The organism is Yersinia vastinensis, from assembly GCF_044905075.1.
GTDB classification, from domain to species: domain Bacteria; phylum Pseudomonadota; class Gammaproteobacteria; order Enterobacterales; family Enterobacteriaceae; genus Yersinia; species Yersinia vastinensis.
Genome location: NZ_CP173260.1, coordinates 2280181 through 2304410, shown reverse-complemented (window position 1 = coordinate 2304410; position 24230 = coordinate 2280181). Strand labels below are relative to the sequence as shown.

The window sequence follows — 24230 nt, the reverse complement described above, 5'->3', positions numbered from 1 at the left end:
GTTGATACACATTATCTGGGATTGCATTTCAAAAAAGACACCGCCATTTTCATTAGAAAATTTGCAATATAAACTTAATGAGCTGTATTCATCATCAACTTTCGCGACCAGTTCATTCTTTTTTGTGATTATTATCGATATAAAAAATCCATTGAGGTCATCAGATGCGTTTATTTTCCCATTGATAGTCGCATCATTGAGTGGTTTCATGATTTCCATATCAGCCATTGTGCCAAAACGGCGAAATACAACATAACCTATTTTTTAATATGCGCAGTTCGATGTTAACAACTAAAATCCGCCGGTGATACCGGCGGTATTCTATTATCAATTCATCACAAAACGATATGACTAGTGCTTAATAATATACAGCATCTGGCTATATGCCACATCTTCAGGGTTAGTGATAGGGTAGCCTTTCACCCATGGTTTAATTAAACGCCCATTGGTAAATTGATATATTGGGGCAATTGGCACTTGCTCTGCAATAATCTGTTCAGCTTTATTATAATCATCACTTAATGCTTTAGGGTTGGTTTGTTTCCCTGCTTCACTGAGTAAACGGTCATAATTTTCATTAGTAAATTTGGCAATATTGCCGCTGTGAGTCGATGTCAGCAGTGAAAGGAAGGTAGAGGGTTCATTGTAATCCCCAACCCATGACGCACGGACAACATCAAAATTTCCGGTGTTGCGGCTATCAATATAGGTCTTCCACTCTTGATTAATCATTTTGACATCAACACCCAATGTCTTCTTCCACATTGACGCTATAGCAATAGCTAATTTCTGATTATTATCCGACGTATTGTATAGCAGTGATAATTTTAGCGGTTTATCAGGGCCATATCCTGCGGCATGCAACAACGCCTTGGCTTGCGCATTTAATTCATCCTGATCTTGTTGCTGTAATAAATTTGCGACCGGATGGTAACCAGCAGTGACATCAGGCGTAAAGTGATAAGCTGGCTTTTCCCCAGTACCTAACACTTTTTCAGCAATCACTTTTCGATCGATTGCATAAGATAACGCTTTACGCACCCGTACATCATTGGTCGGTGCGCGCTGTGTATTAAATGCGTAATAGTAAGTTCCTAATTGGTCAGGTGTATACACTTGATCAGGGATATCTTTTAATAGCTTCTGATACAGATTCTTCGGGAAAGATTCTGTTATATCGATATCACCCGCCTGATAGCGCTTAGTCGCATTCGCTTCCTGATTAATTGGAATGAATGTCACTTTTGTTAGCACGGTTCGAGCATGATCCCAATAATGTTCATTAGGGACTAATACTAATTTTTCATTTACCACTCGGTCTTGTAATTTAAATGCACCGTTCCCAACCAGATTCCCTACTTTTGTCCAGTCACTGCCATATTTTTCAACTACCGAGGAAGGTACGGGAAATAAACTGAAATTTGCTGTCAGACTTGGGAAATATGGAACGGGTTTACTGAGTTTTACTTTAAGTGTGTAATCATTAACGGCACTGACACCCAAAGTCTCCGGTGGCATTTTCCCTTCAATAATCTGCTGTGCATTCTCCATCCCTGCTAGCTCGGCAAACCAAGCAAAGGGAGATAAACTTTTAGGATCGACTAAACGACGCCAGCTATAAACAAAATCCTGTGCGGTCACTGGGTCGCCATTGGACCATTTCGCATCTTTACGCAACGTGAATATATAGGTTTGGTTATCGGCAGTTTGCCATTTAGTCGCAACCCCCGGGATTATCTGACCATGCGCATCTTGATTAACCAACCCTTCGAACAAATCTCGGGCAACCTGCGCCTCTATTAATCCTACGGCCTTCATCGGATCAAGAGAGGCAGGTTCATCTTTAATATGACGAACAATTTCTTGTTTTTCAGCCAGTACGGTGCCCGCAGGGACATCAGCAGCATTTGCCGCGCCCAGCGCTGTGCCAACCAATGCGGCACACAATGCATAACGGAAATAGCGCATAATTGATTAACCTTTTCGTTGTTGTTCCATTTCAGCGAAAGTAAAAAATCGAATAACCATAAACTAGCAGATTAAGTACCATCATGACGACGGTAAATATCGAATCGTTTCGAATGCATCCAGTACCTACCATGACAATCAAATCGCCATATACCCCTCATTTTTCTTAGAATCATTATCTTGTCTACCACAAAATAACTTATCTTATTGATTCAAAGTAATAATGTTAGATGCTATGTTAAATCTAATATGACTGTATTTGGAATAACAGAAAATACTATGAACCTATATCGCCCCCGCCCAGCACGGGGAAAACTGCTGACCCTAGGGCAACATTACGGCCAGTCTCTATTGGGTGCGCCACTGCTTTATTTCCCTGCCCCTCATCCGTCGATTGACACCGGGCTGATTATTGCAGGGACTCATGGTGATGAAAGTGCGGCAATTGTTGCGCTCTCTTGTGCGTTACGCAGCATCTCACCACAGCAGCAGCGCCACCATGTTATCTTGGCAGTTAACCCTGATGGTTGCCAACTGGGGTTGAGGGCAAATGCTAATGGCGTTGATCTTAACCGCAATTTCCCGACTCAAAATTGGCAAGGTGGGGAGACGGTATATCGCTGGAACAGTGCTGCGAATGCACGTGATGTGGTGCTATCAACAGGAGAGCACGCAGGATCCGAGCCTGAGACACAAGCGTTATGCACATTAATTACGCAGTTATCGCCCCGCTGGGTTGTTTCATTCCATGAGCCATTGGCTTGTATCGAAGACCCTGATAGCTCGGCATTGGGCGAACGGCTTGCACTAAACTTCGCATTACCGCTTGTCACCAGTGTGGGTTACGCCACACCGGGTTCATTTGGAAGTTGGTGTGCCGAGCGCGAACTGCCTTGTATTACTGCCGAGTTACCCGCGATTTCGGCAGATGAAGCCAGTGAATGTTACCTAAACGCATTGATTGATTTACTGACATTGGCAGATTAAACCGACAAATCGATAGCCCCCGTGGCGAAGTGCAGACCCTCGTCGACATCGCGTTCCAACCATGTTGGGCCATCGAGGTCAACAAAACGCGCCCCAGGCGCCAGTGGCAATGCCGCGCGGACAGCCCGTGACGTGCACAACATACAACCGAGCATAATGGCAAATCCCAGTGATTTTGCCTGCTCGGCCAATAATAGTGCCTCGGTTAATCCGCCACTTTTATCCAGTTTGATGTTAACCATGTCGTAGCGGCCAACCAGACCGGCTAAGTCAGCTCGCGTATGACAACTCTCATCAGCACAAATAGGCAGCGGATGAATAAAATTCTGCAAAGAATCATCCATCCCTGCCGGCAGAGGCTGCTCAAGCATTGCTACACCTAAGTCAGCCAGTAACTGACAACGCGCCGCCAAACCTTCTGGTTGCCAGGCTTCATTAGCATCGACAATTAATGTCACATCTGGCACGGCGCTGCGGATTGCCACCAAACGCTCGGCAATAAGATGATCATCGAGCTTTATTTTTAATAGGTTAGCTCCCAAACGTGCCAGCGCACTTGCGCTATAAGCCATCGCTTCCGGGGTGCCAATACTGACTGTCTGAGCCATGGATATATGAGAAACCGCAGGGATTTGAGTCCTCTGCCACAGAGTTTGCCGATTCTGTAAGCATTCCAACTGCCACAACGCACAATCCACTGCGTTTCTTGCCGCACCGGCGGGCAATAACTGCTGTAGAGCTTCGCGCGACACACCATATTCGATGGCACTCACCACCAAAGCCAACTGCGCCATCACAGAAGATTCACTTTCTCCATAATGAGGATATGGCGTACATTCACCAAATGCGCGGATTCCCCCTTCTTCAATTTCGACAACCACAACTTTGGCTTCAGTACGGCTTCCGCGGGAGATAACAAACGCAGAATGTAGAGGCCAAGCCTCAGGATAACAACGCATGGTTCTCATTAGGGGTCCTCGATAGAATTCAGGCGTTAACGTCAGGTGTCAGAACCCGACGTCAGTAAAATCTCAATTATTTGGCAAATTTCTCATATCCAAGCCGCCATTGTTACCTTAAACTGAACTTCGTGTTACACATCTGTAAAAGGGATCAAATAATGACACAGACAGTACATTTCCAAGGCAATCCAGTGACCGTTGCAGGTCAACTCCCGCAACCCGGTGATAAAGCTAAAGATTTTACATTAGTCGCGAAAGATTTATCTGATGTTGCACTGAGCAGCTTCATTGGTAAACGTAAGGTTCTGAACATCTTCCCAAGTATCGATACCGGCGTGTGCGCCGCATCCGTACGTAAATTCAATCAACTGGCTGGCGAACTTGAGAACACCGTCGTTCTTTGTATCTCCTCTGACCTGCCATTTGCTCAATCACGTTTTTGCGGTGCTGAAGGTCTGAGCAACGTTATTACACTGTCAACATTACGTGGTGCTGAATTCAAACAAGCATACGGCGTAGCCATCACTGAAGGCCCATTAGCCGGTTTGACCGCACGCGCTGTAGTGGTTCTGGATGGTCAAGATAATGTTATCTACAGTGAGTTGGTTAACGAAATCACGACCGAACCAAATTATGATGCTGCTCTGGCATCGTTGAAATAACCGCAAACTTCCGCTTTTCATGAAGACGCAAACGGCTGTCCCATCGGGTACAGCCGTTTTTTATCGCCGCCAACGTTAGCTTTTCTGACACGACACTTCAGCCGCATCGCTTGCGTTAATCACTTATTCGTCTTCATTTTCATCATTGGCTACCCGCTTACTACTTAAGCCATATTCACGCAGCTTATTAGCAATAGCCGTGTGGGAGACACCCAGCCGCTTGGCCAGTTTACGAGTACTTGGATAATTACGATAAAGGCGCGTTAAAACTGAACGTTCAAACCGTTTACTGATGTCATCAAGTGAACCATCGAGCACTTCATCCCCTAGAGCCGCTTCAACCTCAAATTCCGGTAAAATGATGTCCTGTGGTCGCAGTTCAAACCCTTCTAGCTGAGTCAAAGCACGGTAGATAGCATTTTTAAGCTGCCGCACATTACCGGGCCAGCCATAACTGGTCAGGAAGTTGCTGAGTTCAGGAGCCAACTTCGGACGAGGTACACCTTGTTCGTCAGAGAAACGGGCAACGAACAGCGAGGTCAGTGGCATAATATCGGCCTGACGCTCTCGTAGCGGCGGCAAAGTGATCGTCAACACATTGAGGCGATAGTATAAATCCTCGCGAAATTCCCCGCGTTGAACCAACTCCACCAAATTCTTTTGAGTCGCACAGATAACCCGCACATCAACATGCACTTCATGCTCTTCCCCAACACGGCGGAAAGTACCATCATTAAGGAAACGTAACAGTTTTATCTGCATGCGAGGCGACATTTCGCCGATTTCATCCAAGAGAACCGAGCCACCATTGGCTTGTTCAAAGAAACCTTTTTTGCCCTCAATGGCATTCGGATAAGCCCCTGCGGCATAGCCAAATAATTCACTTTCAACGACATCATCAGGCATTGATGCACAGTTGAGACCGAGAAACGGCATTTTTCCTCGAGGGCTACGCAGATGACAAGCTCGTGCTAATAGATCCTTACCCGTGCCAGTTTCGCCCACTAATAACAAGGGGGCATCCAGCATTGCTAATTTCCGAGCTTGATCAAGAACATGGCGCATTTTCGCGCTGGTCGCAACAATCTGCTTAAATTCAGTATCATCATTAATCGATAAGATTTGCAGTTGTTTTCCCATGCGGGCGGTAGACTTCAGCATTACCACGGCCCCCACGGTTTGATTCTGTTGATTTTCATCTTCAAGCTGAATCGGCGTGATCTCCATCAGGTAATCCTGATTATTGATCAACACCCGTTCAGTATGAGGGGCAGTCTCTCCCCCATCAAACCACCTGGCGAAATTATACCCCCCAAGTAGGCTGCCTGCTGTTTTGTGGCGAACTTTCTCTTCATTGAGGGAAAAAAGTTCGCGAGCAGCTGGGTTAGCTAACTCAAGATTACCTTTCAAATCGATGGAAAATACTGGCTCAGGCATGGACTCAAGCAACGCCCGCAATGAACGGTGTTCACGTTCTGATGGCATAAAGGAGACAGTTCGGACGTCAGTAACACCTTCAATACGCCGAATATCCATCATCAATGCACTAAATACGCTGAAGTCCAGTTGGGAGAAATTCAGGTAAATGCGACCAATCGGATCAATTTCGATCCCCCGTAAATCAATGCTGCGTAAAACCAAGAGATCGAGTAACTCTCTGGTGAGACCGAGTCGGTCTTCGCAAAAAACTTCCAAGCGCATCAGTATCGACCTTATCTATGGCAGGTGCGGAATATCTGTTAAAGATAATACCCTGTCCCCCCGCGCTGATGAAGCAGTCTGTCAGCAAAAGTTGACAGGAATCGGCTTTTTGCTGTTTTTTTTCCTCGATAAAGCACAGAAAGGCATGATCATCAACGCCAATCATTACTATATACAGCGACTTATTAGTTTTAGTATTAATAATTCAGAATAATATAATGCCTAGTCGCGCCAATATCTTCGTCAATGACAAGTGACACTTTGCTTTATATCGGCCAAGTGGCTATAGTGGATGTAGCCAATTGACCGAGGAGGTTACATGAGAACATATCACCCTGCCCCAGCGACCAAAACAGGCGCGCTATGGCGTGAGATTGGCTTACCCGCCAGCCGTGGCACTGTATTGGTCGACAGTATCAAAATGGGATTCTCTGTTGATGTCATCGACAGCATCCATGTTTGGGCCTCCATACCTAAAGCAGAGATATTGCGCGCGACCGGTATTCCCAGCCGTAGTCTAACCCGTAGACGCACGCATGATGGCCGTTTTACACCAGAAGAGAGCGAGCGAATCGCCCGTTTCGTCCGTGTCATGGATGCCGCAGTCGATCTGTTTGGGGGAGATAAAGGCAAAGCCATCACTTGGATGTCTACCCCGATTAAGGGTCTTGGTCACCGCAGCCCGGACTCTCTGCTGGAAACCGAAACCGGCGCATTGGAAGTTTGTGATTTAATTGGGCGATTAGAGCATGGCGTATTTTCGTAGCTGAAAGCCAAAAGGAAATGAATCTTCAACCACCCATTACAGGGAAACGTAGTTTAAAGGGGTAAGCGTACGATGAAATACCGCCTGACAGGCCAATCTTTATGATGTCCTACCGCATTGTGATGCGCCACTATCTTGCATCAACCTGGACCGGCTATGGTGCAGATATTTATGGGGGTCGTTGGAATCATAAAGGGCATGCCGCTATCTATTTGGCCAGCAGTGTATCTCTGGCCATGCTGGAAACCTTAGTGCATATCCAAGACAGCTCAACACTGAGTGAATTCGAATTATTTCAGATGGACGTTGATGACAGCAACATTATGCTGTTGCAACCACAAGATTGGCCGACAGATTGGCGCAGTGATCCCGCGCCAGCCGCTACGATGGATATCGGCACCGAGTGGCTGGAATCAGAAACATCACTTGGATTACTGGTTCCCTCCACACTGGTGCCATCAGAAAATAATTTGCTGATCAACCCCCGGCATAAAGATTTTCAAGCGTGTTTGAACAGCGTCAAGCCCCTCTCTTTTGCCTTTGATCCCCGCCTGAAATAATGCCTATGCCAAAGAATGGCTCCTCACGACTGATTGAGCTTATCTTTCTTTGGCAACGTATTCTTTAACTGGCTGATTAACTGCCGACGAAAATCACCTAATTTCGGTTTGTCATCACCCAACCACGGTAACGGGCGGCATAACTCCATCGCTTTAATACCTAACCGCGCCGTCAGTAAGCCAGCACCAATACCTTGTGCAGCACGAGCGGATAACCGCGCAGCCAAATCTTGTGATAGCCAATCCATGCCCACTTCCCGAACCAATTCTGAGGCCCCGGCAAAGGCAATGTTCAGCAGCACCAAACGGAACAAACGAATACGGCTAAAATATCCCAGCTCAATACCATACAAAGCAGCAATACGATTAATCAGGCGAATATTCCGCCAAGCGATAAAAGCCATATCTACCAGTGCCAATGGGCTGACCGCTATCATTAATGCGGATTCTGCCGCATAACGGCTTATTTCCGCCCTAGCTTGATTATCCAATGATGGTTGCACCAGCTTGGCATAGAGTTCAACAACTTCCCGATCATTATGGGTTTCATGTAGCGAGGCTTGCCAGCGCTGTAACGCCGGGTGCCCTTGATCCAGCCCCGCCTGACGCGCTAATTTTTCACAAAACGCGCGTCCCTGTCCAATGCCGTGGCTAACTAACAGTTCCCGCGCGATGTCTCGCTCTTCAGCCCGTTGCCGCAAGCGGTATAAACGCCGCCACTCCGTCACGACCGAACCTACCCCCGCCAGAACGATCAATCCACCAGCGGTCGTTGCACCTAATGCAATCCAATCTTGTTGCTGCCAAGCCTGATTAACCCATTGCACTGATTGCGCGAGCACACTGACACCAAAAAGTGCCACGCCTGCGGTCACCATTTTACGCCACAAGCTGCGTTTCGGTTTCAGCGCTGCGTTCACTAACCCCTCGACCCGACCCTCTTCATTTTCCGCATCCAGTTCTGGAGCTGCAGGATAGAAGTTCTCGGCCGCTTGTTGGCTGAAATCCTGTGCAGCTTTTAATACCGGTTCATCCAGCGGTTGCAGAGGTTGTTCAAAATCGATCCGTGGTTTTAAAGGCTCGCTCATCGCAATTTATCTCCCAATAAGAATTCCATCACCGCATCGAGGCGAATATGTGGCAATGGGCTGTCCACATTGACGGCCTGTGGACGGAATTCATCAAAATGGAATCCTTGCTGCTGCCAAAAAGCCGCTCCCGGCAAGCGAGCGGGTACATCACCGGGGAAGACCGTCAATGGCGCCCCATCACTCAAGCGATGCCCTCGCAATGCGGGTATTTTCTGCCCATGACTTTCAACAATGCCACTTTCCGTAGCTTGTACTGAGGCCAGCCCAACACAATCCATGCTAATACCTTCAAACGCCGCATTTTGCCACGCTTCCTGTACCAATTGCTGTAATAAGGAAACCAAATTGGCATGCTGATCCGCTGTCACGTGATCCGCTTTGGTGGCGGCAAACATCAGCTTATCAATACAGGGGGAGAATAAGCGGCGGAACAATGTGCGCTTTCCGTAATGGAAACTCTGCATCAATTGTGTCAACGCCAAACGCATATCGTTAAATGCTTGCGGCCCACTGTTTAGCGGTTGCAGACAATCTACCAACACTATTTGCCGATCAAAGCGGACAAAATGCTCTTTATAGAAGCCTTTCACTACTGAGTTGCAATAATAGTTAAAGCGGGCGCGTAACATCCCTATATTCGAGTGTTTATCCGCCTGTGCCAGCCGTGACTCCCCCAAATCATTAACATCAGGCCACGGGAAAAACTGTAAAGCTGGCGCGCCTGCCATATCTCCGGGCAACACAAAACGCCCCGGCTGAATAAAATGCAGTCCTTCATTTTTGCAACGAATCAGATAATCGGTATAAGCCTGAGCAATAGCAGCCAGCTGATTCTCATCAGCTGGCGCTAATGGATCACACTGTTTGCACAGTGTCAGCCAAGGTTCGGCCCACTGAACACGGTCCCCTTGTAGCAACCCCGCCATCTGGCGCGACCAACTTAAATAGTCCTGCTCCAACATAGGTAAATCTAACAACCATTCACCCGGGTAATCGACAATTTCTAGATACAGTGTCGATGTTTCCTTGAAATGGCGCAAAAGCGAATCACCGGAACGAAACCGCAAAGCTAAGCGAATTTCGCTAACCCCCCGCGTCGGTGTTGGCCAATTGGGTGGCGTCCCATAGAGCGAGGCTAAACCTTCATCGTAAGTAAAACGCTGAATACCCAGATCACGTTGCGGCACGCGCTTAACACCCAGTAACCGCTCTTCGCGCACAGCAGAAAACAGCGGCAAACGAGCACCACTGTGGACATGAAGCAATTGATTCACTAAAGATGTAATAAATGCGGTTTTCCCGCTACGGCTCAGGCCGGTTACCGCTAACCGCAGGTGGCGATCCATCCCGCGGTTAACCAATGAAGTAATCTCATTTTGCAGTCGTTTCATGCTTCTCCTTGGCAAATTGACCCGCGGCTGCCCCCATTGCCCGTTTTAGCATGGGTTCCAGCATCATCAACAGCAACCAGCGCAGGGGTTTGCGGCTGACATTTTTTACTATCAGACCTGCGGCACCGGCGGGGCCATAGGTTAATGCAACAGTAAAAATAATCTTAACTATTGTCGTTAATACTACACCTGCACGGGTGCGAGCAGAATGATTGTTCATATTGATACTCTCCGGCAGGCTAACTCATTGGATTACATTACAACTGACGAAAGCGACTCCGTACACCAAATGTCTCGGAGGTCACATAGCGTTCAACTTGGCGCAAACGCTGCTCTCCCGCCCCCAATTCATATTCAAGTTGATCCAGTAACTGCCTTGGTGTTGCTTCATGATGTTCGCTGAAACTGGCTGCGGGAGCCGGTTCCAGCATAAAAGTCAGTACGATATAGGCCACAATGGTAAACACGAACAGGCCAAAAAAGAGTGATAGCACCACCATCACACGGATCAATCGCACCGGAATATCAAAATAGTGTGCCAGACCTGCACAGACCCCTTTGATCATGCCCTCTTCAGGCACTCGGTACAGTTTTTTGCTACTCAACACATTATTTTTAAAAATATCGCCCATTATGACTGCCTCCAATCAGGGTGCTGCGCATCAAGAATTTCTTCCAATGTCTGGATACGTTCACGCATCCGGCGGGCATCATCCGTTAACTGTGATAAGCGCTGCATATCCTGATGGCTAAGTTGAGCACCACTTTGCTGGCGATTGCTGTAATGCAGCCATAACCAAATCGGTGCAACAAACAACACAAAAATCGTCAGCGGTATGGCAAGAAACAGGATACTCATTCATTCCCCTTAATCATCTTGATAGCGGGTTTCCGCATTTTTATCATTGCAGGCCGCCTTTTCCTGGCGGCCCGATAGCATTATAAAAACTTACTCAGCTGAATTCATTTTCGCTTTCAGCGCAGCCAGTTGCTTGCTAATTTCATCATCAGCTTTCAGTTCGGCAAATTGACTGTCTAACGACTTTTGTTTACCAACACCCACAGTTTCAGCTTCTGCTTCCATGTGGTCAATGCGGCGTTCAAACTGCTCAAAACGTGCCATGGCCTCATCTAACTTGCCACTATCAAGCTGACGGCGGACATCACGGGATGATGCAGCGGCCTGATGACGCAAGGTCAATGCTTGCTGTCTCGCGCGCGTTTCAGTCAGTTTACTTTCTAACTCCGTGATTTCCTGCTTCATGCGCTCTAGGGTCTCTTCTACAGCAGCCATTTCACCCGTCAGCACTTTAATCAGGTCCGCGACCTTCTGTTTTTCAATCAGTGCCGCACGAGCTAAGTCTTCTTTATCTTTGCGCAGAGCCAGCTCGGCTTTATCCTGCCATTCTTGCTGCAAGCTTTCGCTGTTTTCAATGCGGCGTAGCAGCTGCTTTTTCTCTGCCAACGCACGGGCTGATGTTGAGCGGATCTCAACCAGCGTATCTTCCATTTCCTGAATCATCAGCCGCACCAATTTCTGCGGATCTTCAGCTTTATCCAGTAATGTATTGATGTTGGCGTTCACGATATCGGCGAAACGAGAAAAAATACCCATAATTTACATCCTCTTTTAACTTATTGGCTCTTTGATATACCGGCGTCTGGTTATATCCATTCCGATAGCTTTGTGGAATAACACATCACATTCTTGGGATAACTATAATCAAGAGTCGTGCCAACTTTTCATAAAACTTAATGCACTGAAAAATAACAAAAAAATATTTTTGCTTGTTTTGAGATAAAATGTAGAGTGATTACTTTAACCAACTATTGGCGAATCTCATCATGAATGAGCAAGTAGAAAACCTGTTAGGTGAAGCAAACTCGTTTGTTGAAGTGCTGGAGCAAGTTTCTGGGCTGGCAAAACTGAATAAGCCCGTATTGGTGATTGGTGAGCGGGGAACCGGTAAAGAGCTGATTGCTCACCGTTTGCACTACTTATCTGACCGTTGGCAGGGGCCGTTCATTTCACTTAACTGCGCCGCACTGAATGAAAATTTACTCGATTCTGAACTGTTTGGTCATGAAGCGGGTGCTTTCACCGGGGCACAAAAGCGCCATCTGGGCCGTTTTGAACGAGCCGACGGCGGCACGCTGTTTTTAGATGAATTGGCCACTGCGCCCATGTTAGTGCAGGAAAAGTTACTGCGCGTCATTGAGTATGGTCATTTAGAACGTGTCGGTGGCAGTCAACCACTGCAAGTCGATGTTCGACTTGTGTGTGCGACCAATGACAATTTACCCGCTTTAGCTGCTGCCGGAAAATTCCGCGCCGATTTACTCGACCGCCTCGCCTTTGATGTGGTGCAGTTGCCCCCTTTACGTGAGCGACAGCAAGACATCATGTTGCTGGCGGAACACTTTGCCATTCAGATGTGCCGGGAGCTAGGTTTGCCACTTTTCCCCGGTTTTACACCACTGGCGAAATCGCAGCTATTGGAATACCCATGGCCCGGCAATGTACGTGAACTTAAAAATGTGGTCGAACGTTCAGTCTATCGCCATGGGGACAGCAATCAGCCGCTGGATAATATTATTATTAATCCTTTTGCCCCCCGGCTGACTACGAAAACCGCGATGGCCGAAAACCACAATGTCGATATGGCAGCGGCACCATTATCAACCCTGCCCGCACTCCCTCTCAACCTTAAACAATGGTTACATCACAGTGAACAACAGATGCTAAAGCATGCCCTTGAACAGGCACGATTTAATCAACGTAAGGCGGCGGATTTGCTGGGGCTAACCTACCATCAATTACGCGGCATGCTAAAAAAGCATGCCATGCTGACGGGGGATAGAGAGCAACCTTAATGGATTATATGAAGGGACATAGTTGCAGGCAAAAAAAAAGCCAGCACCCGAGCTGGCTTAAAAAAACACTGGAAGCAATGTGAGCAATGTCGTGCTTTTCTGTCAAAAGCCTGAAACAACTGGCTTTGTCCTGAAGAGCAAAGTGATGATAATGGTTATCAATAGCAGTTGCAAACACTTTGTTGAGAATTTTTCTCATTTCCATACTAATTCTGTTGGAATTATGTGCATTTCTGGCCGAGATCCCCTCATGCGGCTAATTGCGCCATCATTTCTTAGTGAATAAACAATAATTTACTGGTTACTCCAGTGAGTTGCTGCAATAACCAGCAAAGTGCGCTGATGTTCTGCGCAATAAAGAGTTGTTTTGCTCAATGGATTGGGGGGCGTGCCAGATTACGGTACACTAAGAGTATTGCTTACTTACTGCGAAAGCGTTTATGCGTGCTTTACTGATTTGGATGCTGTCGCTGGCTTGTCTTGCGACTCCGGCGCTGGCACAACCTGCCCCAGCCGCCGAACCTACTCAACCACTGCCGGATATCCGTCAGCGCGGTTTTGTCTATTGTGTCAGCGGGATACTTAATACCTTTAACCCGCAGATGGCGAGCAGCGGATTAACCATCGACACACTGGCCGCCCAACTTTATGACCGTTTGTTGGATGTCGACCCTTATACTTATCGGCTCATCCCTGAATTAGCGGAAAGTTGGCAAGTGCTGGATAACGGTGCCACTTACCGTTTTCATTTACGTAAAGATGTCCCATTCCAGACCACTGACTGGTTCAAACCCACCCGGATGATGAATGCCGATGATGTGGTATTCAGTTTCCAGCGTGTATTTGATTCACATCACCCTTACCATGATGTCAACGGCGGGGAGTATCCCTATTTTGATAGTTTACAATTTGCTGATGCGGTCCAGAGCGTCAAAAAACTGGATGACTATACCGTTGAATTTAAACTAAAAGCTCCTGACGCTTCCTTCCTTTGGCATCTGGCGACACATTATGCACCGGTACTTTCTGCCGAGTATGCTGACGTTTTAACTCAAAAGGGTCGCCAAGAACAAATTGACCGTGAACCTGTTGGCACCGGCCCGTTCTTGTTGAACGAATACCGTTCTGGGCAATATATCCGCCTGTTCAGAAATAGCGATTATTGGAAAGGCTTGCCACGCATGCCTCAGGTGGTGATTGATCTGGGGGCTGGCGGTACTGGCCGTCTATCTAAATTACTGACCGGCGAGTGCGATGTATTGGCTTATCCGGCAGCCAGCCAGTTATCTATTTTACGTGATGATCCACGCTTACGGCTGACACTGCGCCCAGGCATGAACGTGGCCTATCTGGCGTTCAATACCCGCAAACCTCCGCTAAATAATCCGCGAGTACGGCAGGCTATTGCTTTATCTATTAATAATCAGCGATTGATGCAATCAATTTATTACGGCACGGCGGAGACCGCAGCCTCTATTTTGCCAAGAGCATCATGGGCTTACGACAACCAAGCTCAAGTCACTGAATATAATCCGGAAAAAGCCAAAGAGATACTCAAAGAGTTGGGGATTACTAAGCTACAACTCAACTTATGGGTGCCTACAGCATCGCAATCCTATAACCCCAGCCCGTTAAAAACGGCGGAGTTAATACAAGCGGATTTAGCGCAAGTTGGGATTACCGTAAATATTGTGCCCGTCGAAGGACGCTTCCAGGAAGCACGTCTGATGGAAATGAATCACGATCTGACGCTCTCTGGCTGGTCAACCGACAGTAACGATCCCGACAGTTTCTTCCGACCATTATTAAGCTGTGCAGCAATTCGTTCGCAAACAAACTATGCTCACTGGTGTGATCCAGAATTTGATGAGTTGCTGCAAAAAGCATTACGTTCCCAGCAATTATCGGCACGTATTGAATATTATCAGCAAGCTCAACGCATTCTGGAGCAGCAATTACCTCTGCTACCACTGGCATCATCCTTACGGCTACAGGCTTACCGCTATGATATTAAAGGTTTGGTATTAAGCCCGTTTGGCAATTCTTCTTTTGCTGGCGTGTTCCGCGAGAGCGATGAGGGCAAAAAGCCATGATCATCTTCACCTTACGGCGCTTATTACTGCTGGTGATAACCTTGTTTATGCTATCACTGGTCAGTTTTAGCCTGAGCTACTTTACCCCTCACGCACCGCTAAATGGTGCTGCACTGTTGGATGCCTACCGTTTTTATTTCAGTAGCCTATTTCAGTGGGACTTTGGCGTTTCCAGCATTAATGGCCAACCGATCAGCGAGCAATTGCGCGAAGCTTTTCCTGCCACCATGGAACTGTGTGTTTTAGCCTTTACGCTGGCGCTATTTGTTGGTATCCCATTAGGGATTATTGCTGGTGTGATGCGCGGTAAGTTTGCCGATATCGCGATCAGCTCCATTGCATTGCTCGGCTTCTCAATCCCGGTATTTTGGCTAGCTCTGTTGCTGATGTTGTTCTTTTCGTTGCATTTAGGCTGGTTGCCCGTCTCGGGCCGTTTTGATCTGTTATATCAGGTGAAACCTGTCACTGGGCTGGCGTTGGTTGACGCATGGTTATCACCCTCACCTTATCGTAAAGAGATGATGATAAGCGCACTTCAGCATATGATTTTGCCTATCACTGCGCTGGCCGTCGCCCCCACAACTGAAGTTATCCGCTTGATGCGCACCAGCACCGATGATGTTATCGGGCAAAACTATATTAAAGCCGCGGCCACCCGTGGCTTATCACGGTTTACTATTATTCGTCGCCATGTGCTGCATAATGCGCTGCCACCTATTATTCCTAAATTAGGGCTACAGTTTTCAACCATGCTGACGCTGGCGATGATAACCGAAGTGGTCTTTAACTGGCCGGGGTTGGGCCGCTGGCTGATTAATGCCATTCGTCAGCAAGATTACGCCGCAATCTCAGCGGGTGTGATGGTGGTCGGTTCGTTGGTCATCGTCATTAACGTACTGTCAGATATTCTGGGCGCAATGATGACGCCGTTAAAGCATAAGGAATGGTATGCCCTTCGATAATGTCTACCGCGAGAAGAAAATGCCCAGCCCGTTGCTCTATACTTGGCGGCTTTTCTATTCTGATGGCCTGGCGATGGTGGGTTTTTACGGCGTCCTCGGCTTACTATTGCTGTGTGTACTGGGTAGCACATTAGCGCCTTATGCTCTCGACCAACAATTTTTGGGTTATCAATTGCTCCCGCCCTCTTGGTCGCGTTATGGCAATGTCTCTTTCTTCCTCGGCACTGATGATTTAGGTCGAGATATTTTAAGCCGTTTATTGGCAGGAACGGCATCAACGTATGGCTCCGCGCTGTTGGTCACTCTTGCAGCCGCACTGTGTGGTGTAGTGCTCGGTGTTTTTGCCGGTATCACTCATGGTTTTCGTTCAGCCATTCTTAATCACGTACTCGATACATTGCTCTCCATTCCCTCATTGCTGCTCGCCATCATCGTCGTGGCCTTTGTCGGGCCAAGTTTAGAGCATGCTATGTTTGCCGTGTGGCTGGCGCTGCTGCCCCGAATGGTTCGAACTATTTATAGCGCAGTGCATGATGAGTTAGATAAAGAGTATGTGATTGCTGCTCGTTTGGACGGTGCTTCCACACCTCATATTTTGGCCTATGCCATTTTCCCTAATATCGCCGCCGTACTCGTGACAGAATTTACCCGTGCATTATCAATGGCCATTTTGGATATCGCTGCTTTAGGCTTTCTTGATCTTGGGGCGCAATTACCCTCTCCCGAATGGGGAGCAATGTTGGGTGATTCACTGGATTTAGTCTATGTTGCGCCGTGGACAGTCATGCTCCCCGGTGGGGCTATTTTGGTCAGTGTGCTACTGGTAAATCTATTGGGTGATGGGATGCGCCGAGCAATCAATGCGGGGGTGGAATAATGCCATTACTTGATATTCGTAACCTCACCATCGAATTTATGACCTCCGAGGGAATGGTAAAAGCGGTTGACCGTATTAGCATTACGCTGACGGAGGGGGAAGTTCGTGGTTTAGTGGGTGAATCCGGATCGGGTAAAAGTTTGATTGCCAAGGCCATTTGTGGGGTCAGCAAAGATAACTGGCGCATCACAGCTGACCGTTTTCGCTTTGATGACATTGATCTGCTGCAATTAACGCCACGCGAGCGGCGTAAAGTGATCGGCCATAATATCTCAATGATATTTCAGGAGCCGCAATCTTGTCTGGACCCTTCTGAGAGTATTGGTCGGCAACTGTTGCAAGCTATTCCCGGCTGGACTTACAAAGGCCGCTGGTGGCAACGATTTCATTGGCGTCAACGTCGAGCTATTGAGTTGTTACACCGTGTGGGTATCAAAGACCACAAAGATATTATGCGCAGCTACCCTTATGAACTGACTGAAGGGGAATGCCAGAAAGTGATGATAGCGATCGCCTTGGCAAACCAGCCACGACTACTGATCGCTGATGAACCGACCAATGCAATGGAACCGACCACTCAGGCGCAAATTTTCCGCCTGCTGGCCCGACTGAACCAAAACAACAACACCACTATTTTGCTGATCAGCCATGATTTGCAGATGATGAGTAAATGGGCGACACGGGTCAATGTGCTGTATTGTGGCCAAACTGTAGAAAGTGCCGTTTGCGAGGAGCTGCTGGCCTCCCCACACCACCCCTATACTCAAGCGCTGATCCGCGCGATGCCCGATTTTGGCCGTTCTTTACCCCATAAAAGCCGGCTGAATACTTTACCGGGGGCGATTCCATCACTGGAACATTTGCCGGTCGGCTGCCGTCTGGGGCCTCGCTGCCCTTATGCACAGAAAACCTGTATTGAAACACCACGCTTACGATCGGTTAAAAATCATGCCTTTGCCTGCCACTTCCCCTTAAACTTGGAGGAGCAATAATGGCTGAGACCCTGCTCGAAGTCCGTAACCTGAGCAAAACCTTCCGCTATCGTACGGGGTTATTCCGTCGTCAACATGTTGAAGCCGTTAAATCGGTCAGCTTTACTCTGCGTGAGGGGCAAACACTGGCCGTGATTGGCGAAAACGGTTCAGGTAAATCCACTTTAGCCAAAATGCTGTCTGGCATGATTGAACCCACTCAAGGCGAATTATTAATTGATGACCACCGTCTGGTCTACGGCGACTACGCTTATCGTAGCCAGCGCATTCGCATGATTTTCCAAGATCCCAGCACCTCACTGAATCCGCGCCAACGTATCGGCCAATTGCTGGATGCCCCACTAAAGCTGAATACCGATTTAGATGCCGCAGCACGCGAGCAACGCATCTACCAGACATTACGGCAAGTGGGGTTGTTACCCGATCACGCAAATTACTACCCACATATGTTAGCCTCCGGGCAGAAACAGCGTATTGCACTGGCGCGAGCATTAATACTGCAACCTAAAGTCATCGTTGCTGATGAAGCGCTAGCATCACTGGATATGTCCATGCGCTCACAGATTATTAATCTGATGTTAGAGCTACAGGAAAAGCACGGCATCTCTTACATTTATGTGACTCAGCATCTGGGGATGATGAAACATATCAGTGACCAGGTGATTGTGATGCATGAAGGAGAAGTGGTGGAGCGTGGCAGTACCGCAGAAGTGTTGGCCGCCCCACTGCACGACCTCACCAAGCGATTGATTTCCAGCCATTTTGGCGAAGCATTAACCGCAGATGCTTGGCGCCGGGACACGGGTAACTTTTAATGCTATCGCTACTGTGTTGACACATATCGCATGTTGAAAAATCTCGACCAGAGACAGAAACCATGACTCGTCTGGATAACTGACATAAAAGGATAATTAATATGGGTTTTCTTACCGGCAAACGCATTTTGATAACAGGTGTCGCCAGCAAATTGTCCATTGCCTATGGTATCGCGCAAGCCATGCATCGTGAGGGGGCCGAACTGGCCTTCACATACCAAAATGACAAATTAAAAGGCCGTGTTGAAGAATTTGCTGCGGCCTTAGGCTCTAAACTGATCTTCCCCTGTGACGTCGCACAAGATGAAAGTATCGCGCAATTATTTACTGATTTAGGCCAATCTTGGCCGAAATTTGATGGCTTCGTACACTCCATCGGTTTTGCGCCGGCTGACCAGTTAAAAGGCGATTATGTTGATGCCGTCACCCGCGAAGGTTTTGGTATTGCGCATGACATTAGCTCCTACAGTTTTGTTGCTATGGCGAAAGCCTGTCGAGCTATGCTTAACCCGAATTCTGCCCTGCTGACTCTGACCTATTTGGGTGCTGAACGCGCCATTCCAAACTATAACGTAATGGGTTTAGCAAAAGCGTCTTTGGAAGCCAACGTGCGTTATATGGCGAATGCTCTCGGCCCGGAAGGTATCCGTGTCAACGGCATCTCTGCCGGGCCAATTCGCACACTGGCAGCCTCTGGCATTGATAGTTTCCGCAAGATGCTGGCACATTGTGAAGCCGTGACGCCGATCCGTCGCACCGTCACTATTGAGGATGTTGGTAACCCCGCTGCATTTTTGTGTTCTGATTTAGCCGCCGGTATTACGGGCGAAATCCTGCATGTAGATGGCGGTTTCAGTATTGCAGCAATGAATGAATTAAACCTGAAAAAACCAGAATAGCCGTTGATACCGAGCTAATCTACTGCACAAAATATCTCTTTCTCATCCGCGAGTTGCCCATCGCGGATCTTCTCTGTCACGCCAATTTCTATAATCAATTATTCGCTAACGTAACAACATTTTTGTTATATATAATAATATGTTATTACTTTTGGTTATGGATTATGGTTTAACATTATTTTATCTCGCCATGCCAATCAGCAATGATATCCACTGTGTTCATTCCATAAAACGACAGGATATCTTGCCGATGTTGATACCTCGCACTTTGTATTGCTCCTCATTTGATACCGCGTTAATCAATCATTCGCATCTGGCCTATCAGGCTACGGTAATTAACTCATCGTTACCTTTCACTTTGATGTGTTGCTGCCCTTAACGGAGGTCACTATGGTGCAATTTAGACGCCACGATAATGCCCATTGGTATCATGAGACTCAGCGCAGCGGCAGTCTGGAGATCGTTGCAGCACAAATTGCTGACGCAAGTGGAGCAGTGAATAGTAGTAACCTCGACTATTCGCTACCGGCTGAAAACGTCCCCGAAAAGGGTATTTTTCTACTTGGGTGTGTAGCCGGTATGCCAGACACATTTGATGACGCATTCACGCACCATACCCCTATATTATTGGCTTCAGAGGCCATGTATCACGCGCTTTTTCCAACGATTGTTGAACCAGACCATAACAGTACCTTTTCACTCTATGACCGCTTGAGTAGCGCATTAACTGTCGCACAAGTTACGGGGGTTCAGCGATTATGTAGCCACTATGCTGAGCGCCTTACCCCACTCCCTAGCCCGGATGCATCACGGGAAAGTAATATGCGGCTAACACAAATCACCCAATATGCCCGCCAGCTTGCCAGTCAGCCGACACTGATCGATCAACATGCGCTGCAACAGTTGGCCGATGTAGGTTTAACGCACACCGATATTATTGTTTTATCGCAGATAATTGGCTTTATAGGCTATCAGGCACGAGTCGTGGCGGGAGTTTCTGCACTGGCGGGTTATCCGACCGTCATGTTACCCGGCTTCCCGCGAATGGACGACGCCATAGCCGTTCAGTTACCCAACGCGAACGCCATATGGCAAGGCTGGTTACCCGGATGGGAAGAAAATACGACCTTAACAGAAGAAGAGCTTGATGATGCGGAACTGACGCTGGAACAATTGTTAGCATATCATCAGCAAAGTTTACCTGCCTATCGCGAGATGGCCCTCCAGCTATATCACTCACAGCGAGAGCTATCCGATGCTGCTCTCACTGGTGGGCTGGAGTGGGTCTCATTGGTCAGTGCCCGTATCAATGGCAGTCGGTACTGTCAGGCCCAACATCAGCAGAAACTGCAACAAATTGCCGGAAATGCACCGTTATTAGCCGCGCTGCAGGTGGATGTTGATGGCGCGCTGGCTGCACAATCATCAGGGACAGTTACCCACTCACTGATTTCGGTTGCTGCCGAATTGACCCGCGCACCGGAGCGCTTTAGCTATCAGCATCTTAGCCCGTTATTGACACTTGGTATCAATTATAATCAAGTGCTTAGTCTCCTCTTCAACACGGCGGCGGCAGGATGGGCTAACCGCCTGAGGCAAACACTCGGCCACGTCGATTAAAGGCTTACCGACCATCAACTCGGCCATTAAACTTCGTGGGTGGACAGCCACTCTTTGGCCACATCAAAGAAATGCTGGGCCAGTGGTGTCACCCGCCCTGGTTCAGCCACCACTACCGCAGCATGTCGGTTCATTTTAGGGATATCGACTGGCCGCCGCTGTAGCGCAGGAGACATCGCGTCCAGCAAACTCCCTTGAGGGAATAAACCACAGCCTAATCCGACAAAAATGCCTTGCAGCAACTGAAAAATAGAGGTGCTTTCCATCCTAACGTGCAACGGCAAATCAGCGTCGCGAAAATGGTTGTCCAGATAACGGCGGAAGTATCGACTTGGTTCCGTCAGGCAGAGCGGTAATGCTGCCGTTTGCGCTAATGTCAGCGGTTCAGTTCCGATCAATTCAGGGAAATGGTCTGGATGAAAAACGACATCAATCCCTCTATCAACTAATGGTTGCGCCTGAAAATGTAATTCATTGAGCGTGTTAAGTTCAAAAAAACCAATGCCCACATCAACTGAGTGACCCGTCAGGGCCTCCAGTAATTGATCTGCACTTAATACGGCAACCCGAAAGTCCAGATGGGGGTAGCGTTCACTGGCATTTTTCAGCAACCGAGCTAGTGAAATGCTGCATTGTGGTACGACGCCAATACGCAGCGTACCATTCAGCCCATTTTTAAGTGACTCAACTTCCAGCTTTAATCCTTGATAGACAGAAACAATCTCTCTTGCCCAAGCCAAAACTCGCTCACCTTCAGCAGTAAATCCTTCAAAGTTATTACCGCGATTGATCAATGCAACCCCCAACTCGCGTTCCAGATTTTTCAAACGCATTGACAATGTGGGTTGGCTGACAAAACTGGCCTCAGCCGCACGGCCAAAATGCCGTTCGCGCTCTAGATTGCACAGATAGATAAGTTGTTTGATATCCATACAGATACTCAGTTTTTCATCATGGCAGGCAGTATATCACCGCACTTGCGCCACATGTTTTTACCTTATTGGCTTTTTTCGCCGAAAAATTTACACAACTCTTTGAGCCGAGTCTCAGTTTGCTATTCAATACAGATTTTCTACTGGTTAACATTCAACCTAATTTTGGATAATTTCAGAGTTTTCCATATAATCACAATATTGGTTTGGTTATTCACATACAGATAACCATATGAACCGTAAATTAACGAAATAGCAGAATATATCACTAAATAAAATCAGTTCAGCATTTAATCAAAACAAAAATTCGCCAAATCGCTAAAACATAAACGTTAATACTGCATAACATTTGCAACATGGTTATATTCTGATGACTAAGATATATGTAACAGAACATTACAAAACCCTTGTCTCGTTGACAAAGATAGTGAACATTAACCGCCGCTAAACATCTTATAACAACGCAAAAGGATGCCGTTATGGCATTCACTTTTGTATTTCCTGTCATTTATGACAGGTAGTGAAAACAGAGGTCCCCCGTGTCAACAGCAAACAACAGTCAACAACCACCAAACAGTGAGCAACCTGAAAGCATCAGTATGAATGCTTTCAAACAACCGAAAGCGTTTTACCTGATCTTCTCGATAGAGCTTTGGGAGCGCTTTGGTTACTACGGCCTACAAGGGATCATGGCCGTTTATCTGGTAAAAATGCTCGGGATGAGCGAAGCCGATTCCATCACCTTATTCTCTTCTTTCAGCGCCTTGGTGTATGGCTTTGTTGCCATCGGCGGCTGGTTAGGTGATAAAGTTCTCGGTGCGAAACGCGTCATCGTGCTTGGTGCACTCACTCTGGCTGTCGGTTATGCCATGATAGCCTATTCAGGCCATGACATTTTCTGGGTTTATCTGGGTATGGCGACCATTGCAGTTGGTAATGGTTTGTTCAAAGCGAACCCATCCTCCCTGCTCTCAACCTGCTATAACAAAGATGATCCGCGTTTGGACGGTGCATTCACTATGTACTATATGTCCGTCAATATCGGTTCGTTCTTCTCTATGCTGGCAACACCATGGTTAGCCGCAAAATATGGCTGGAGTGTCGCGTTCTCTCTGAGCGTTGTCGGGATGCTGATTACCTTGGTGAACTTCTGGTTCTGCCGTAAATGGGTGAAAAACCAAGGTTCTAAACCTGACTTTGCACCATTACAGTTTAAGAAATTGCTGATGGTTCTGGTCGGTGTTGTCGCGCTGGTTACCCTGTCTAGCTGGTTGTTGCATAACCAAATCGTTGCACGTTGGGCGCTGGCGCTGGTTTCTCTAGGTATTATCTTTATCTTTGCCAAAGAAACGTTCTCTCTGCATGGGACTGCGCGCCGCAGAATGATTGTAGCCTTCCTGTTGATGTTAGAAGCGGTGGTATTCTTTGTGCTGTACAGCCAGATGCCAACTTCACTGAACTTCTTTGCTATCCACAACGTGGAACATTCAATCTTTGGCATTGCCTTTGAACCAGAACAATATCAGGCACTGAACCCATTCTGGATCATGGTTGCCAGCCCGATTTTGGCTGCAATCTATAACAAAATGGGCGACCGCCTACCGATGCCGCATAAGTTTGCTTTCGGCATGGTGCTCTGCTCTGCAGCATTCTTGGTCTTACCATGGGGTGCCAGCTTCGCCAACGAACACGGTATTGTCTCCGTTAACTGGCTGATTTTGAGCTACGCATTACAAAGTATTGGCGAGTTGATGATTTCAGGTCTGGGTCTGGCGATGGTCGCACAGTTGGTTCCTCAGCGTTTAATGGGCTTCATCATGGGGTCATGGTTCCTGACCACTGCGGCTGCAGCCCTGATCGCAGGTAAAGTCGCTGCATTAACTGCGGTACCAAGTGATATCACTGACGCTCATGCATCACTGGCTATCTACAGCCATGTGTTTATGCAAATTGGTATTGTCACCGCCATCATCGCCGTACTGATGATGCTGACTGCACCAAAACTGTACCGCATGACATTAGCACCAAGCGACAGCAAAAAAGCTACACCTGCCACTGCGGCATAACGAGCATATGAC

Annotated in this window: 23 protein-coding genes; 13 read left to right on the top strand and 10 right to left on the bottom strand. The window is 47.6% G+C overall.

Annotated features, from left to right (window positions below; translation table 11 throughout):
* Window positions 1–351: 351 nt before the first annotated feature.
* Window positions 352–1968 (bottom strand): ABC transporter substrate-binding protein, encoded by a 1617-nt coding sequence (locus ACIOG0_RS10840; protein WP_050097625.1) that lies wholly within the window; start codon window positions 1966–1968, stop codon window positions 352–354.
* A gap of 279 nt (window positions 1969–2247) precedes the next feature.
* Between ACIOG0_RS10840 and mpaA the strand changes: the two genes are divergently transcribed.
* Window positions 2248–2955 carry a murein tripeptide amidase MpaA gene (gene mpaA, locus ACIOG0_RS10835; protein ID WP_050097624.1) on the top strand — a complete coding sequence of 236 codons (708 nt, stop codon included), beginning with the start codon at window positions 2248–2250 and terminating at the stop codon, window positions 2953–2955.
* Here mpaA and ycjG read toward each other — a convergent pair.
* Entirely contained in the window at window positions 2952–3923 is a 972-nt protein-coding gene (ycjG, locus tag ACIOG0_RS10830; protein ID WP_050139564.1) for an L-Ala-D/L-Glu epimerase, read from the bottom strand. The genes mpaA and ycjG overlap by 4 nt on opposite strands.
* A gap of 152 nt (window positions 3924–4075) precedes the next feature.
* On the opposite strand from ycjG, the gene tpx reads away from it, so the two are divergent.
* A complete protein-coding gene (gene tpx / locus ACIOG0_RS10825) occupies window positions 4076–4579 on the top strand; it encodes a thiol peroxidase (protein WP_050097622.1) in 504 nt (167 codons plus the stop codon).
* Window positions 4580–4702: 123 nt separating this feature from the next.
* Here tpx and tyrR read toward each other — a convergent pair whose 3' ends face one another.
* The gene (gene tyrR, locus ACIOG0_RS10820; protein WP_050139565.1) at window positions 4703–6280 is read right to left on the bottom strand and encodes a transcriptional regulator TyrR; all 1578 of its coding nucleotides are present in this window, start codon (window positions 6278–6280) and stop codon (window positions 4703–4705) included.
* Window positions 6281–6599: 319 nt separating this feature from the next.
* Here tyrR and xre point away from each other — a divergent pair, with 319 nt between their 5' ends.
* Both xre and ACIOG0_RS10810 read left to right on the top strand, forming a co-directional pair.
* Window positions 6600–7046 (top strand): type II toxin-antitoxin system antitoxin Xre, encoded by a 447-nt coding sequence (gene xre / locus ACIOG0_RS10815; RefSeq protein WP_050097620.1) that lies wholly within the window; start codon window positions 6600–6602, stop codon window positions 7044–7046.
* A gap of 101 nt (window positions 7047–7147) precedes the next feature.
* Window positions 7148–7606: an RES family NAD+ phosphorylase gene (locus tag ACIOG0_RS10810; RefSeq protein ID WP_128451686.1), complete on the top strand. Its 459-nt coding sequence runs from the start codon at window positions 7148–7150 to the stop codon at window positions 7604–7606.
* Window positions 7607–7629: 23 nt separating this feature from the next.
* Here the strand turns inward: ACIOG0_RS10810 and ACIOG0_RS10805 are convergent, their stop codons facing one another.
* The 6 genes from ACIOG0_RS10805 to pspA form a co-directional block, all read right to left on the bottom strand.
* Window positions 7630–8694, bottom strand: a complete 1065-nt coding sequence (locus ACIOG0_RS10805; protein WP_050097618.1) for a YcjF family protein — start codon at window positions 8692–8694, stop codon at window positions 7630–7632.
* Entirely contained in the window at window positions 8691–10088 is a 1398-nt protein-coding gene (locus tag ACIOG0_RS10800; RefSeq protein WP_050139569.1) for a YcjX family protein, read from the bottom strand. The genes ACIOG0_RS10805 and ACIOG0_RS10800 overlap by 4 nt, the downstream gene beginning before the upstream one ends.
* Window positions 10069–10308 carry a phage shock protein PspD gene (gene pspD, locus ACIOG0_RS10795; RefSeq protein WP_050097616.1) on the bottom strand — a complete coding sequence of 80 codons (240 nt, stop codon included), beginning with the start codon at window positions 10306–10308 and terminating at the stop codon, window positions 10069–10071. Before pspD ends, ACIOG0_RS10800 begins: the two co-directional genes overlap by 20 nt.
* Window positions 10309–10345: 37 nt before the next feature.
* Window positions 10346–10720, bottom strand: coding sequence for an envelope stress response membrane protein PspC (gene pspC, locus ACIOG0_RS10790; protein ID WP_050097615.1), 375 nt, complete (start codon window positions 10718–10720; stop codon window positions 10346–10348).
* Window positions 10720–10947: an envelope stress response membrane protein PspB gene (gene pspB, locus ACIOG0_RS10785; protein ID WP_032910193.1), complete on the bottom strand. Its 228-nt coding sequence runs from the start codon at window positions 10945–10947 to the stop codon at window positions 10720–10722. Before pspB ends, pspC begins: the two co-directional genes overlap by 1 nt.
* Before the next feature lie 90 nt (window positions 10948–11037).
* The gene (pspA, locus tag ACIOG0_RS10780; protein WP_050097614.1) at window positions 11038–11703 is read right to left on the bottom strand and encodes a phage shock protein PspA; all 666 of its coding nucleotides are present in this window, start codon (window positions 11701–11703) and stop codon (window positions 11038–11040) included.
* Between the two features lie 230 nt (window positions 11704–11933).
* Between pspA and pspF the strand changes: the two genes are divergently transcribed.
* From pspF to ACIOG0_RS10740, 8 genes are all read left to right on the top strand, one after another.
* Window positions 11934–12962: a phage shock protein operon transcriptional activator gene (pspF, locus tag ACIOG0_RS10775; protein ID WP_050097613.1), complete on the top strand. Its 1029-nt coding sequence runs from the start codon at window positions 11934–11936 to the stop codon at window positions 12960–12962.
* 440 nt (window positions 12963–13402) lie between these two features.
* Entirely contained in the window at window positions 13403–15055 is a 1653-nt protein-coding gene (gene sapA, locus ACIOG0_RS10770; RefSeq protein WP_050097612.1) for an ABC transporter substrate-binding protein SapA, read from the top strand.
* A complete protein-coding gene (sapB, locus tag ACIOG0_RS10765; protein WP_050139570.1) occupies window positions 15052–16017 on the top strand; it encodes a putrescine export ABC transporter permease SapB in 966 nt (321 codons plus the stop codon). Before sapA ends, sapB begins: the two co-directional genes overlap by 4 nt.
* Window positions 16004–16894: a putrescine export ABC transporter permease SapC gene (gene sapC, locus ACIOG0_RS10760; RefSeq protein WP_050097610.1), complete on the top strand. Its 891-nt coding sequence runs from the start codon at window positions 16004–16006 to the stop codon at window positions 16892–16894. Before sapB ends, sapC begins: the two co-directional genes overlap by 14 nt.
* Window positions 16894–17886 (top strand): putrescine export ABC transporter ATP-binding protein SapD, encoded by a 993-nt coding sequence (sapD, locus tag ACIOG0_RS10755; protein ID WP_050097609.1) that lies wholly within the window; start codon window positions 16894–16896, stop codon window positions 17884–17886. The genes sapC and sapD overlap by 1 nt, the downstream gene beginning before the upstream one ends.
* Window positions 17886–18701, top strand: coding sequence for a putrescine export ABC transporter ATP-binding protein SapF (sapF, locus tag ACIOG0_RS10750; protein ID WP_050097608.1), 816 nt, complete (start codon window positions 17886–17888; stop codon window positions 18699–18701). The genes sapD and sapF overlap by 1 nt, the downstream gene beginning before the upstream one ends.
* A 101-nt stretch (window positions 18702–18802) precedes the next feature.
* On the top strand, window positions 18803–19600 hold the full coding sequence (gene fabI / locus ACIOG0_RS10745; protein WP_050097607.1) for an enoyl-ACP reductase FabI: 798 nt from the start codon (window positions 18803–18805) through the stop codon (window positions 19598–19600).
* Between the two features lie 390 nt (window positions 19601–19990).
* The gene (locus tag ACIOG0_RS10740; protein WP_128451689.1) at window positions 19991–21220 is read left to right on the top strand and encodes a CMD domain-containing protein; all 1230 of its coding nucleotides are present in this window, start codon (window positions 19991–19993) and stop codon (window positions 21218–21220) included.
* A 26-nt stretch (window positions 21221–21246) separates the two neighbouring features.
* Here the strand turns inward: ACIOG0_RS10740 and ACIOG0_RS10735 are convergent, their stop codons facing one another.
* Window positions 21247–22152 carry a LysR family transcriptional regulator gene (locus ACIOG0_RS10735; protein WP_050097605.1) on the bottom strand — a complete coding sequence of 302 codons (906 nt, stop codon included), beginning with the start codon at window positions 22150–22152 and terminating at the stop codon, window positions 21247–21249.
* A 539-nt stretch (window positions 22153–22691) separates the two neighbouring features.
* On the opposite strand from ACIOG0_RS10735, the gene dtpA reads away from it, so the two are divergent.
* Window positions 22692–24218 carry a dipeptide/tripeptide permease DtpA gene (gene dtpA, locus ACIOG0_RS10730; protein WP_050097604.1) on the top strand — a complete coding sequence of 509 codons (1527 nt, stop codon included), beginning with the start codon at window positions 22692–22694 and terminating at the stop codon, window positions 24216–24218.
* Window positions 24219–24230: the final 12 nt, after the last annotated feature.